This is a genomic window from Ralstonia sp. 24A2 (assembly GCF_051783885.1).
GTDB lineage: Bacteria > Pseudomonadota > Gammaproteobacteria > Burkholderiales > Burkholderiaceae > Ralstonia.
In genome coordinates, this window is the sequence record NZ_JBPVZD010000002.1 from 2,311,341 (window position 1) to 2,323,183 (window position 11,843).

13 protein-coding genes are annotated in these 11,843 nt (G+C 63.8%); 9 read left to right on the top strand and 4 right to left on the bottom strand.

The window, feature by feature from the left end; genetic code table 11:
• Positions 1-50 precede the first annotated feature (50 nt).
• A complete protein-coding gene (locus ACS13N_RS15650) occupies positions 51-995 on the bottom strand; it encodes a LysR substrate-binding domain-containing protein (RefSeq protein WP_438932481.1) in 945 nt (314 codons plus the stop codon).
• A 136-nt stretch (positions 996-1,131) separates the two neighbouring features.
• Between ACS13N_RS15650 and ACS13N_RS15655 the strand changes: the two genes are divergently transcribed.
• The 6 genes from ACS13N_RS15655 (at position 1,132) to ACS13N_RS15680 (ending at position 7,022) form a co-directional block, all read left to right on the top strand.
• Positions 1,132-2,349 carry an MFS transporter gene (locus ACS13N_RS15655; protein WP_438932482.1) on the top strand — a complete coding sequence of 406 codons (1,218 nt, stop codon included), beginning with the start codon at positions 1,132-1,134 and terminating at the stop codon, positions 2,347-2,349.
• Positions 2,350-2,596: 247 nt separating this feature from the next.
• Positions 2,597-3,235, top strand: a complete 639-nt coding sequence (gene queE / locus ACS13N_RS15660) for a 7-carboxy-7-deazaguanine synthase (protein WP_438932483.1) — start codon at positions 2,597-2,599, stop codon at positions 3,233-3,235.
• Between the two features lie 75 nt (positions 3,236-3,310).
• Complete coding sequence (gene queD / locus ACS13N_RS15665) at positions 3,311-3,787, top strand: 6-carboxytetrahydropterin synthase QueD (RefSeq protein ID WP_438932484.1); 477 nt, start codon at positions 3,311-3,313, stop codon at positions 3,785-3,787.
• A gap of 19 nt (positions 3,788-3,806) precedes the next feature.
• Positions 3,807-4,349, top strand: a complete 543-nt coding sequence (gene tadA / locus ACS13N_RS15670; protein ID WP_438932485.1) for a tRNA adenosine(34) deaminase TadA — start codon at positions 3,807-3,809, stop codon at positions 4,347-4,349.
• Between the two features lie 14 nt (positions 4,350-4,363).
• Positions 4,364-5,287, top strand: a complete 924-nt coding sequence (gene ldcA, locus ACS13N_RS15675) for a muramoyltetrapeptide carboxypeptidase (RefSeq protein ID WP_438932486.1) — start codon at positions 4,364-4,366, stop codon at positions 5,285-5,287.
• A gap of 112 nt (positions 5,288-5,399) precedes the next feature.
• Complete coding sequence (locus ACS13N_RS15680) at positions 5,400-7,022, top strand: ABC-F family ATPase (RefSeq protein WP_438932870.1); 1,623 nt, start codon at positions 5,400-5,402, stop codon at positions 7,020-7,022.
• A gap of 88 nt (positions 7,023-7,110) precedes the next feature.
• Here ACS13N_RS15680 and ACS13N_RS15685 read toward each other — a convergent pair whose 3' ends face one another.
• Positions 7,111-8,034, bottom strand: coding sequence for a LysR family transcriptional regulator (locus ACS13N_RS15685; RefSeq protein WP_438932487.1), 924 nt, complete (start codon positions 8,032-8,034; stop codon positions 7,111-7,113).
• 203 nt (positions 8,035-8,237) lie between these two features.
• Between ACS13N_RS15685 and ACS13N_RS15690 the strand changes: the two genes are divergently transcribed.
• Both ACS13N_RS15690 and ACS13N_RS15695 read left to right on the top strand, forming a co-directional pair.
• Positions 8,238-8,870 carry a pyridoxamine 5'-phosphate oxidase family protein gene (locus ACS13N_RS15690; RefSeq protein ID WP_438932488.1) on the top strand — a complete coding sequence of 211 codons (633 nt, stop codon included), beginning with the start codon at positions 8,238-8,240 and terminating at the stop codon, positions 8,868-8,870.
• A complete protein-coding gene (locus ACS13N_RS15695; RefSeq protein ID WP_438932489.1) occupies positions 8,867-9,337 on the top strand; it encodes a DUF1348 family protein in 471 nt (156 codons plus the stop codon). Before ACS13N_RS15690 ends, ACS13N_RS15695 begins: the two co-directional genes overlap by 4 nt.
• 81 nt (positions 9,338-9,418) lie before the next feature.
• Here the strand turns inward: ACS13N_RS15695 and ACS13N_RS15700 are convergent, their stop codons facing one another.
• Positions 9,419-9,946, bottom strand: coding sequence for a hypothetical protein (locus tag ACS13N_RS15700; protein ID WP_438932490.1), 528 nt, complete (start codon positions 9,944-9,946; stop codon positions 9,419-9,421).
• 152 nt (positions 9,947-10,098) lie between these two features.
• Here ACS13N_RS15700 and ACS13N_RS15705 point away from each other — a divergent pair, with 152 nt between their 5' ends.
• Positions 10,099-11,535 (top strand): aldehyde dehydrogenase family protein, encoded by a 1,437-nt coding sequence (locus tag ACS13N_RS15705; RefSeq protein WP_438932491.1) that lies wholly within the window; start codon positions 10,099-10,101, stop codon positions 11,533-11,535.
• A gap of 56 nt (positions 11,536-11,591) precedes the next feature.
• Here ACS13N_RS15705 and ACS13N_RS15710 read toward each other — a convergent pair whose 3' ends face one another.
• Positions 11,592-11,825 carry a DUF1289 domain-containing protein gene (locus ACS13N_RS15710; RefSeq protein WP_438932492.1) on the bottom strand — a complete coding sequence of 78 codons (234 nt, stop codon included), beginning with the start codon at positions 11,823-11,825 and terminating at the stop codon, positions 11,592-11,594.
• Between the last annotated feature and the right edge of the window lie 18 nt (positions 11,826-11,843).

Sequence of the window (11,843 nt, forward strand, 5' to 3'; positions counted from 1 at the left end):
GTGTCGTTGGCTGCATTACACGTTGGCAGCAGCGTGCGCTCAAGCGCATTTCATGCAAGTTCGGATGCGCTGGACGCATGCGAAGCCTGGGCGGCGGCTTCAGCGCGAATCCATTCGGCCACGTCACGTACGTCACGGCGCGGGTTGGGCTCGGACTGAATCAGCCAGTACGCATGCGTGTTGCGCACGCCAGGGGCGGTGGTGGGGACGGTCACCAGACGGCCATCGGCCAGCAGCGGCGCAATCAACTCCAGCCGCCCGAGCGCAATGCCTTGGCCTGCCACGGCCGCGTGGATGATCTGGTCGTGCTGGTTGAAGCGCAGCACGGTGCGGGGCTTAGCGTGGCTCCACCCGGCGGCTGCCAGCCAGTCGGTCCATTGGAGCCAGGGGCGGCGCAGGTCGCGGTCGTCGAAGTCGAGCAGGGTCTGGCCGGCCAGCGCGTCGGCGGAATCGAGCGAGCGCAGGGCGAGCGACGGGTGGGCGACCGGCACCACGGTTTCGCCAAACAGCCGGATTGCACCGGGCGGGGCGTCGCTCGGCGGGCAATAGCGGATGGCCAACTCGATGCCCTCGTTCTTTAGGTCGATGAGGCGGTTGTTGGTGGCCACGCGCACGTCGATGTCCGGGTACTGCTGCTGGAAGCGTGCCAGGCGCGGCAGCAGCCACAGGCCCGTCACGCCGATGCTGGCGGTAATCGTCACCGGCCGGCGCTCGGCCGCCACGCGAATGGCGCCGATGGCGTCCTGCAACTGCTGCACGGCACTGTCGGCGCTGCGGAACAGGCGTTCGCCCTCGGGCGTGAAGGCGATCGAGCGGTGGCCGCGCACCAGCAGCTTCACGCCGAGCGTCTCTTCCAGCACCGACACCTGGCGGCTCACGGCCGACTGCGTCAGGCACAGGTCATCGGCGGCCAGCGTGATGCTCATGCGCCGGCCTACCGCCACGAAGCCGCGCAGCAAGTCCAGCGAGGCCAATCGAACCAAAGGTGTCGACATGCGTTTCTCTCATGTGAAGCGTTCTCAAAGATCAATTGAGAACGGGCATTCCAGGCAGTTTAATGAGCCATCTGGCGACATTCCAGAAAAGCCTGACTTGCGCGATGGGAATGTCAGCCGCACAGGAGAATCATCCATGACATCGAAATCTCTGACGCAATCGCCCTGGCTGCCGGTGCTGGCTGGTGGGGCGGTGATCGGCCTGGCGCTGGGTATCCGCCACGTGCAGGGCTTGTTCTTGGTGCCCGTCACGATGGACCACGGCTGGACGCGTGAAACCTTCGGCTTGGCCATCGCGCTGCAGAACCTGATCTGGGGCGCCGCGCAGCCGTTTGCGGGCATGCTGGCGGACCGCTATGGCGCGGCCAAAGTGGTGGTGGCTGGTATCGCCGTCTATGCGCTGGGCTTGGTGCTGATGGCGCATGCGGGCACGCCGCTGGGCTTCACGCTGTCGGCAGGCGGACTGATCGGGATTGGGCTGTCGGGCACGTCATTTGGCGTGGTGTACGGCGCGATCAGCCGGCTCACACCGCCCGAGCGGCGTAGTTGGGCGCTGGGGGTGGCGGGCGCGGTGGGCGGTGTCGGCCAGTTCATCATGGTGCCGACCGCACAAGGTCTGCTGAGCAACGTCGGCTGGGTGACGGCGTTGGTGGCCATGGCCGTGGTGATGGCGGTGTTTCTGCCGCTGGCCGCGCCGCTGCGTGAGAAAGCCACCACCGCGGTGGCGCAGGAGGCGCACCAGAGCATGGGGGCCGCCATCCGTGAGGCCTTCGCGCATCCGGGTTTCTGGCTGTTGAACCTCGGTTTCCTGACGTGCGGCTTCCAGCTCGCCTTCATTGGCGCGCATATGCCGGCGTATCTGCTCGACAAGGGGCTAACGGCGCGCCACGGCATGATTGCGCTGGCGCTCATCGCAGCCGCCAACATTGTCGGCACGTATTACTGCGGCGCGCTGGGTGGGCTGTTCCGGCGCAAGTATCTGCTGTCGTTGCTGTACCTGATCCGCACGGCGGCGATTGCGCTGTTTATTCTGCTGCCGCTGTCTCCGGCCACGCTGTATGGATTTGCCGTCGTGATGGGGTTGCTGTGGCTGGGCACGGTGCCGCTCACCAACGGGCTGCTGTCACAGGTGTTTGGGGTGCGTTATATCGGCACGCTGTTCGGCTTCGTGTTCCTGGGCCACCAGATCGGTGCATTCCTGGGCGTGTGGCTGGGTGGCGTGGTATACGACCGCCTGCATTCCTACGATGCGATCTGGATGGGCGCGATGGTGCTCGGCGTAGTGGCTGCGCTGCTGCACTGGCCAATCGATGACCGCCAACTAGCGCGCTCGCCAGCGGCCCAGCCAGCATGATCAGGTCACTCAAACGATGGGCGGCATGGACGCTGGCGGTGGCCGGCGCTGCGCTGATCTTTACGGCGTGGTTGACGCCGGAGAGTGCGTTCTCCTTTGTGACGTTGGCGTTCTTCTGCGGATAAGGCGGCGGAATAACTCGATTTGTGAAACAATATCGGGTTAATCACTAGTGGGCACTGGTACGGTTTGCGCGGGAACAAGCGTCGCTTTTGCGTCGTTTTCCTGTGAATGCCACCGTTCAGACATGACTTACGCCGTCAAGGAAATCTTCTACACGCTGCAAGGCGAGGGTGCCAACACTGGCCGCGCAGCCGTCTTCTGCCGCTTTGCCGGCTGCAATCTCTGGAGCGGGCGCGAAGCCGATCGCGCCACCGCCATCTGCCAGTTCTGTGACACCGACTTCGTCGGCACGGACGGCACGCAAGGCGGCAAATACACCACTGCAGACGCCCTGGCCGACACCGTCGCTGCCGAATGGCCAGCCGACGCCAAGGGCGGCAAGCCGCTCGTCATCTGCACTGGTGGCGAGCCGCTGCTGCAACTGGACGCCCCGCTGATCGACGCCCTGCACGCACGCGGCTTCGAAATCGCCATCGAGACCAACGGCACCATTGCCGTCCCGCCCGGCATTGACTGGGTATGCGTCAGCCCGAAGATGGGCTCGGAGCTGGTCGTCACGCGTGGCGATGAGCTGAAGGTCGTGATCCCGCAAGACGGGCAGGACCTGGACGCATATGAACGGCTGGATTTCCAGCATTTGTTCCTGCAGGCCATGGATGGCCCGCTGGCGCGGCAGAATACGGCGCTCGCCGTTGAGCTGTGCCAGCGCCGCCCGCGCTGGCGCCTGTCGCTGCAAACCCATAAGATGCTGGGCATCCGCTAAGGCGGGCCGCAGCATTTTGTCCCAGTCGTCTCAGCTGTTTCGCGGCGTTCGCTGCCGCCCAGTCCTTTGCGCTCCATGACCAAGACCGTTTCCATCACGCGCCGGCTCGAATTCGATGCCGGCCACCGCATCCCCGGCCACGCTGGCCAGTGCCGCAACCTGCACGGCCATCGCTACCAGCTCGAACTCACGCTCACCGGCGAAGTCCTGCACAACGACAAGGCCGCCGACGACGGGATGATCCTCGACTTCGGCGACGTCAAGCAGCTCGCCAACAAGCACCTCGTCGACCTGTGGGACCACGCGTTCCTGGTCTATCGCGGCGACACGAAGTTGGTCGAATTCCTGAACGGCATGGAAGGTGGTCACAAGACCGTCGTGTTGAACGAGGTGCCCACCGTCGAGAATCTCGCGCAGGTCGCGTTCGATATTCTCGAACCCGTGTTCCGTAATACGTTCGGGCACCATCTGCGCCTGTCCAAGCTGGTGCTGTACGAAACCCCGAACTGCTGGGCCGACGTGAAGCTCGCGCGCCCGCACGAGCAGGATTGATCGGATCGTCTCGAACTGCATGACCACGCCCCACGTCCTCACACCGCCTGCCGACATGTCCGCCCACGAGCGCGACGGCTACTGGATGCAGCAGGCGCTCGTGCAGGCCAAGTTCGCGTGGGGGCAGGGCGAGGTGCCGGTGGGCGCGATCGTGGTGCGCGGCAACGAGATCGTCGGCGTTGGCTACAACGCGCCGATCGGCACGCACGACCCGTCCGCCCACGCTGAGATGCGCGCCCTGCGCCAGGCCGCCGAAAAACTCGGCAACTACCGCCTGCCCGACTGCGAAGTCTTCGTGACGCTGGAGCCGTGCGTGATGTGCGCCGGCGCCATGCTGCATGCCCGCGTGGCACGTGTCGTGTACGGCGCGCCCGACCCCAAGACCGGCGCCGCCGGCAGCATCCTCGACCTGTTTGCCGAGACGCGCCTGAACCACCAGACCGCCATCACCGGCAGCGTGCTCGCGCAGGAATGCGGCGACATGCTGCGCGCCTTCTTTGCCGAGCGTCGCGCTAGCCAACGTGCGGCGCGGCTGGCCTCCACCGAATCCGATCCGACCTGAACTTAACTAACCGCATGCCGACCACCGTCCGCCTGATCGCTCCCTCCGGCTACCCGAACGATGCTGAGCTCGCCAAGCGCGGCGCTGCAGCGCTGCAGGCACAGGGCTGCAATCTGGTGAATACGGAATGCCTCACGCGCCAGCACCAGCGCTTTGCCGGCGACGACGATGCACGGCTGGCCGATCTGCACCAGATCGGCACCGGCAACGGTCAGGAGATCGCCATGGCCATCCGCGGCGGTTACGGGCTGACGCGGTTGCTGGAGCGCATCGACTTTGCGGCGATCCATCAGCGTGCACTGGCCACCGACGCCATCATCGTCGGCCATAGCGATTTCACGGCGTTTTCGTTGGCCTATCTGGCCGCGACGGGCGGCGTGACCTTTGCCGGGCCGCACCTGTGCTCGGATTTCGCGCTGCCCGAGGTGGATGCCTACATGGTCGAGCACTTCTGGGGCATCTTGCGCAACCCAAACTACGCGTTGCGCGTGGATGTTCCGCAGACGACAGCTCGCCCAGGGCGTATTGCCGGCACGCTGTGGGGCGGCAATCTGGCTATGCTGTGCAGTCTGGTCGGCACACCGTATCTGCCCAAGATCGACGGCGGCATCCTCTTCGTTGAAGACATCAACGAACACCCATACCGGGTTGAGCGCATGCTGCTGCAACTGCAGCAGGCCGGAGTGCTGGAGCGTCAGCAAGCGCTGGTACTCGGCGATTTTTCTGGCTACCGCACCACGCCGTACGATGCTGGCTACGACTTCGGCCCCATGTGCGACTACCTGGCCGCGCGGCTGCCGATTCCGGTCCTGACTGGCTTGCCGTTCGGCCATTGCCCGACCAAGGCGACGCTGCCGATTGGCGCACAGGCCGAGCTGGACATCGATGCCACGGGCTTTACGCTGCACTTGGTCGGCTATCCGACGCTCAAGGCATAAGCCGCCCGCCCATCCGGGTCACGCTCGGATGGTAAAATCCCAGGTTCTCTAAATGGCGAACGGCCAAGTGCTTGCCGCGCCAGATCACCGCTTTCCAAATCAAGGTTTCCACGTGCTTTCCACCGCCAATATCACCATGCAGTTCGGGCCCAAGCCCTTGTTCGAGAATATCTCGGTCAAGTTTGGCGAAGGCAATCGCTATGGCCTGATCGGTGCCAACGGTTGCGGCAAGTCGACCTTCATGAAGATCCTGGGCGGCGACCTGGAACCGAGCGCAGGCAACGTCATGCTGGAACCGGGCGTGCGCCTGGGTAAGCTGCGCCAGGACCAGTTCGCCTATGAAGACATGCGCGTGCTGGACGTGGTGATGATGGGCCACACCGAAATGTGGGCCGCCGCGCAGGAGCGCGACGCCATCTACGCCAACCCGGAAGCCACCGACGACGACTACATGAAGGCCGCCGACCTGGAGGCCAAGTACGCCGAGTACGACGGTTACACCGCCGAAGCACGTGCCGGTGAACTGCTGCTGGGCGTCGGCATCCCGACCGACCAGCACAACGGCCCGATGAGCGACGTCGCGCCCGGCTGGAAGCTGCGCGTGCTGCTGGCGCAGGCGCTGTTCTCGAACCCGGACGTGCTGCTGCTGGACGAGCCGACCAACAACCTCGACATCAACACGATCCGCTGGCTGGAGTCGGTGCTCAACGAGCGCAATTCCACCATGATCATCATCTCCCACGATCGCCACTTCCTGAACTCGGTCTGCACGCACATGGCCGACATGGACTACGGCACGCTCAAGGTCTACCCGGGCAACTACGACGACTACATGGAAGCCTCCATGCAGGCACGTGAACGCCTGCAGGCCGCCAATGCACGCGCCAAAGAACGCATCTCCGATCTGCAAGACTTCGTGCGCCGCTTCTCGGCCAACAAGTCCAAGGCGCGTCAGGCCACGTCGCGTTTGAAGATGATCGACAAGATCAAGGTGGAAGACATCAAGCCGTCGTCGCGTCAGAACCCGTTCGTGCGCTTCGAGTTCGAGAAGAAGCTGCACAACCTGGCCGTCGAGACCGAAAACGCGCGCAAGACGTACGACCGCAAGATTTTCGACAACCTGACCATGGCCGTGCGGGCCGGAGAACGGATCGCCATCATCGGCGAGAACGGCGCAGGCAAGACCACGCTGCTGCGCTCGCTGCTCAACGGTGCGGTCAAAACCGGCGTGCAGCGCGGCATCGAGATCGACGGCGGTACCGTCAAGTGGGCCGAGAATGCCAACGTCGGCTACATGCCGCAGGACACGTACGAAGAATTCCCCGAAGACCGCGACCTGATGGACTGGATGAGCCAGTGGACGCAGGCCGGCGACGATGACCAATCCCTGCGCGGCACGATGGGCCGCCTGCTGTTCTCGGCCGACGACATCAAGAAGAGCGTCAAGGTGCTCTCCGGTGGTGAGAAGGGCCGCATGATCTGGGGCAAGCTGATGCTGGGCCGCCACAACGTGCTGGCGCTGGATGAGCCGACCAACCACATGGACATGGAGTCCATCGAGTCGCTGCAGATCGCGCTGGACAAGTTCGAAGGCACGCTGATCTTCGTGTCGCACGACCGCGAGCTGATCAGCGCCCTGGCCACCCGCGTCATCGAAGTACGCCCGGACGGCACGCTCACCGACTACCTCGGCACGTACGACGAGTATCTACAGAGCCAGGGCGTAGAAGTCTGAGGTAGCATCCCTGCCGCAACCGAAGGGCCGCCAATGTGCGGCCCTTTGTTTTTCCGGAGTTTCGCGCAACGTAAGGCGGGCGCGTTGCTTACTGGATCCGAGGGGAATGGATCTCGCTGAGTGCCTGCCGGAGGCGCGGCGCGGCAAAGTCAAGGAAGCGACGCATTTTCAACGGCATTTGCCCACGTGCCGCATGCACAAGATGAATGGGCGCGGGTTCCGGCTCGTACGTCTCCAACAGGATCTGCAACTCGCCACGCGCGACAGCCTCAGCCGCCTGGTAATGCAGCAATCGGACGAAGCCGACCTTGCAGACTGCAGCCTGTGCCGCGGCTTCCGGAGTCGTGACGCTCAGGCGCGGCAGGATGGAGACGTCGATCGCGGTGCCTGACTGCGGATTGCGGAACCACCACGATGGCGACGGCATGGGCGTATCCACGGCCACACAGGGAAGGTGCAGCAAGTCGTCGGGGACCTGCGGCGTGCTGCGATCGGCAAGGAGCCCGGGGCTGGCGCACGTGACGGTTCGCATGACGCCGATTTGCGTTGCCACCATCGAACTGTCGGGCAGCTTTCCAATGCGCACGGCCATGTCCACATGGTCACTGATCAGATCCACGTTCCGATCGGACAGGATCAGCCGGATGTTGATCTCGGGGAACGCCGCCAGGAAATCGGCGACAACGGGCAGCACATGCAAGCGCCCAAACATGAGTGGTGCGGTGACGACCAATTCACCCTTGGGCACGGTGAACTCGCCGGCAGCTTCTCGCTCGGCATCCTCGACCGCTTCGAGGATGCGACGTGCAGCCGCAATGTAGGCAATACCGGCATCCGTCAACGCGAGTTTGCGCGTCGAGCGGATCAGCAGGCGCGCGCCAACCAGCGCTTCGAGGTCGGAAATCTTGCGGCTGAGGGTCGCCAGCGGCACCTTCAACGCGCGTCCTGCCGCGGATAGGCTGCCTTGCTCCGCGACCGCCACCAGCATCGACATGGCTTCCAGGCGATCCATCTGATTCTTCCAAAAATTGGTAGGGACGTTATTGATATTGCCGGATTATCAATAAGGATGGAAAGAGGCATGATCGGTTTCGTCGAGCGCGTTCCGGCTCGACTCCCCAGGGATTCCCGTCGTGCGCGCCGCCCTTGCGGCTGATGACGATGGACCGGGGCATCTGAAACCCTGGTCTGCTTTCTTACGAGAGGAGCCCCCCCATGTCGTATGGTTTTCTCGTGATTGCCGTGACGCCCAGCGTCCGGGGTGTGCAGGCCAGCATGGGTGTCGAGCACGTCTGGCAGGGCTTCAAGGGGCACCGCGAATTCGACCGGTTCACCGACAACGAAGCGGCCTTTATTGCCGATCGCGACAGCTTCTACATGGCAACCGTTTCAGAGACGGGCTGGCCCTACGTGCAGCATCGCGGCGGCCCGCGCGGTTTCCTCAAATTACTGGACGACCGCACGCTCGCCTTTGCCGACTATCGTGGCAACCGCCAATACATCAGCACAGGCAATCTCGCGGCCGACGATCGTGCTTGTCTCTTTTTGATGGACTACGCGCATCGTGCGCGGCTGAAGATGTATGTCCATGTTGAGACGCTGGCACTCGATGCGGCTCCGGAGCTGGCTGAACGCGTTGCCGTGCCCGGCTACCGGGCGACGCCCGAACGCATCTTCCGGCTGCACCTCGCGAGCTTCGACTGGAATTGCCCGCAGCACATCACGTCGCGCTTTACCGAGCAGGAAGTCAGCGAGGCAGTCCGTCCGCTTCGCGATCGGCTGACCGAGCTCGAAACCGAAAACGCCGAGCTACGTGCTCGCCTCGCGAATCATGGAGACCGCCAATGAGCACCCAGCGCCCGCCCTTTCCACCCTTCAATTTGGAAACCGCCATCGAAAAGGTCCGCTTGGCCGAAGATGGCTGGAACAGCCGTGACCCTGAGAAAATCGCGCTCGCCTATACCGTCGACAGCCAATGGCGAAACCGTGCCGAGTTCGTACAGGGGCGCGAGGCAATCGTCGGCTTCCTGACACGCAAGTGGCAGCGCGAGCTGGATTACCGGCTCATCAAGGAACTGTGGGCGTTCCACGGGAACCGCATTGCTGTCCGCTTTGCCTATGAGTGGCATGACGACAGCGGCAACTGGTTCCGCTCCTATGGCAATGAGAACTGGGAGTTTGACGAAAACGGGCTGATGCGCCGTCGCCTCGCAAGCATCAACGATGCGCCGATACGCGAAGCTGACCGCCGTTTTCACTGGCCGCTGGGCCGCCGTCCTGACGATCATCCGGGCCTGAGCGACCTGGGCTTCTAGCGGCCCGGCGTATCGTGCGCAGAGCAGTGGCACTTCCCGCAGGAGGCTCGGCCGCAAGCGTTCTTCAATGCCTCGGATGCGTTAGCTTGTTGCTTCGTCAATCAACAGATCAAGCTGCGCGATCACGTTGCTGGCCTCGGTTTCGCCGCGCGCCTTGGCAAGGGCGGCCTTGAGCGTTTCGCGCAGAGCGACGAGGTCGGCCACATTGCCGGCCTTTTCCACCTTCATTTCGAGCAGATAGCCGCGCAGGCCGAGGTAACGGCTGATGGTTTCCGTATAGAAGCGGTAGAGGCGCTGATAGCCTTCAACACCGTGCTCGCCGGAGGTAGCGTTTGGCACAGGTGCGGCAGGGGTGTCCGGTGCGGAGGCCGGCTCACTTTTGGCGGGCGTTGCCCCAACCCCATGTGATCGGATATATCCGCCTTGCTCCAACTCGTCGAATACCGCCCGGTTCATGCCCAGGGGTGCAAGTTGGATGAGGATCTCATCACAGGTCTTCTCGCCGTTGACCATCAGCAGCAGCGCGCGGTGCTTCTGATCCAGGTGGTAGGCGCGTGTTCGGATTTCTTCCTGCCCCTTGTCCGTCTTCTGATAGATGCTGGCGGTCATGCTTGTCTCCCTCGGCCGGCGCGTCTGCAGTGCGCGCTCTGCTGGCTCTACAATAGGACGATCATAACCGCCCCGGGGGCGCGCCGATCTCAGTCGCAACCCGGATAGCACAACGCGCAAACCGCGCATCCACCAGAGCGAGACAAGCAACGATGCAGCAACGCGACAAGCTTTTCATCAATGGCAAGTGGGTGGCGCCGCAGGGCAAGGGCGTCATTGAAGTGATTCATTCGGCCACCGAAGAGGTGATGGGGACGATCCCTGAAGGCAGCGCTGCCGATGCCGAAGCCGCGGTGGCGGCAGCACGCGCCGCGTTTGATGGCTGGGCCGCCACGCCCGTGGCCAAGCGTGCCGAGTACATCCAGAAGATTGCTGACGGCCTCAAGGCCCGCAGCGAGGAACTCGCGCAATTGATTGCGGGTGAAGTCGGCATGCCGATCAAGCTGGCGCGCGCGATCCAGGTGGGCGGTCCGGTCTACAACTGGGGCAATTTCGCCAAGCTGCTCAGCAAGTTCGAGTTTGAAGAGCAGGTAGGCAACTCCCTAGTGGTGCGCGAGCCGGTGGGTGTGGTGGGCGCCATCACGCCGTGGAACTACCCGCTCAACCAGATCACGCTGAAGGTGGCGCCAGCACTGGCTGCTGGCTGCACGGTGGTGCTCAAGCCATCGGAAGTGGCGCCGCTCAACGCGTTCGTGCTGGCGGAAGTCATTGAAGAGGCCGGCTTGCCGCCGGGCGTGTTCAACCTCGTCACGGGTTATGGCCCGGTGGTGGGCGAGGTGCTGGCGAGCCATCCGGATGTCGACATGGTGTCGTTCACGGGTTCGACGCGCGCAGGCAAGCGCGTGGCCGAGCTGGCATCGCAATCGGTCAAGCGCGTGGCACTGGAACTGGGTGGCAAGTCGGCCTCGGTCATCCTCGATGACGCGGACCTGTCGGCGGCGGTCAAGGGCACGCTGTCGGCCTGCTTCCTGAACTCGGGGCAGACCTGCTCGGCGCACACGCGCATGCTGGTGCCGCGCGCCAAGTACGAAGAGGTGAAGGCATTGGCTGCGCAGTTTGCTGCGGCCTATGTGCCGGGTGACCCGGCGCAGGAAACCACGCGCCTGGGCCCGCTGATCTCCGCTGTGCAGCGCGATCGTGTGCTGGGCTACATCCGCAAGGGTTTGGAAGAGGGCGCCGACCTCATCACTGGTGGCGCTGATGCGCCGGAGGGCCTGTCCACCGGCTTCTTCGTCAAGCCCACGGTACTGGGTAACGTGAAAACCACCGATACGGTGGCACGCGAAGAAATCTTTGGCCCCGTGCTCACCGTGATCTGCTACGACAACGAGGACGAAGCCATCCGCATTGCCAACGACAGCATCTACGGCCTGGGTGGCGGCGTGTGGTCGGGGGATGAGGCGCGGGCGATTCGCGTGGCGCGACGCATCCGCACCGGGCAGGTCGACATCAACGGCGGGCCGTTCAACATGCAGGCGCCGTTTGGCGGCTACAAGCAGTCCGGCAACGGGCGCGAGAACGGCAAGTACGGGTTGGAGGAGTTCCTGGAGTACAAGGCGCTTCAGCTCAAGCCTGCGCAAACGGCCTGACGAGGGCTACAGCAGCAATGAAAAACCCGGCTTCGGCCGGGTTTTCTTTTTGGGGCTTACTTGCGGCTGCCGTCGGGGTTGTAGCCCTGGGCCGTGCCTTCGGCCAGGATGCGCGTCCAGACTGCGTTGCGCGCCTCATCGGTCATGAAGACCCAGTTGCTGACTTCCAGCTGGGTGCGCCCACAGCCTTGGCAAACCTCGTCGAAAAGGGTCGAGCAGATGCCGACGCACGGGCTGTCGGGGCGGCCGAGCAGGGTGCTTTCAGCCGCACTGGAGATGTCGTCAGGCATGGTGGCAAGGGCGGTGGA

What these genes read in the sequence shown, in the direction of transcription:
- ACS13N_RS15650 (WP_438932481.1), bottom strand. Translation starts at nt 995, where the DNA reads ATGTCGACACCTTTGGTTCGATTGGCCTCGCTGGACTTGCTGCGCGGC.
- ACS13N_RS15655 (WP_438932482.1), top strand. Translation starts at nt 1,132, where the DNA reads ATGACATCGAAATCTCTGACGCAATCGCCCTGGCTGCCGGTGCTGGCT.
- queE (WP_438932483.1), top strand. Translation starts at nt 2,597, where the DNA reads ATGACTTACGCCGTCAAGGAAATCTTCTACACGCTGCAAGGCGAGGGT.
- queD (WP_438932484.1), top strand. Translation starts at nt 3,311, where the DNA reads ATGACCAAGACCGTTTCCATCACGCGCCGGCTCGAATTCGATGCCGGC.
- tadA (WP_438932485.1), top strand. Translation starts at nt 3,807, where the DNA reads ATGACCACGCCCCACGTCCTCACACCGCCTGCCGACATGTCCGCCCAC.
- ldcA (WP_438932486.1), top strand. Translation starts at nt 4,364, where the DNA reads ATGCCGACCACCGTCCGCCTGATCGCTCCCTCCGGCTACCCGAACGAT.
- ACS13N_RS15685 (WP_438932487.1), bottom strand. Translation starts at nt 8,034, where the DNA reads ATGGATCGCCTGGAAGCCATGTCGATGCTGGTGGCGGTCGCGGAGCAA.
- ACS13N_RS15690 (WP_438932488.1), top strand. Translation starts at nt 8,238, where the DNA reads ATGTCGTATGGTTTTCTCGTGATTGCCGTGACGCCCAGCGTCCGGGGT.
- ACS13N_RS15695 (WP_438932489.1), top strand. Translation starts at nt 8,867, where the DNA reads ATGAGCACCCAGCGCCCGCCCTTTCCACCCTTCAATTTGGAAACCGCC.
- ACS13N_RS15700 (WP_438932490.1), bottom strand. Translation starts at nt 9,946, where the DNA reads ATGACCGCCAGCATCTATCAGAAGACGGACAAGGGGCAGGAAGAAATC.
- ACS13N_RS15705 (WP_438932491.1), top strand. Translation starts at nt 10,099, where the DNA reads ATGCAGCAACGCGACAAGCTTTTCATCAATGGCAAGTGGGTGGCGCCG.
- ACS13N_RS15710 (WP_438932492.1), bottom strand. Translation starts at nt 11,825, where the DNA reads ATGCCTGACGACATCTCCAGTGCGGCTGAAAGCACCCTGCTCGGCCGC.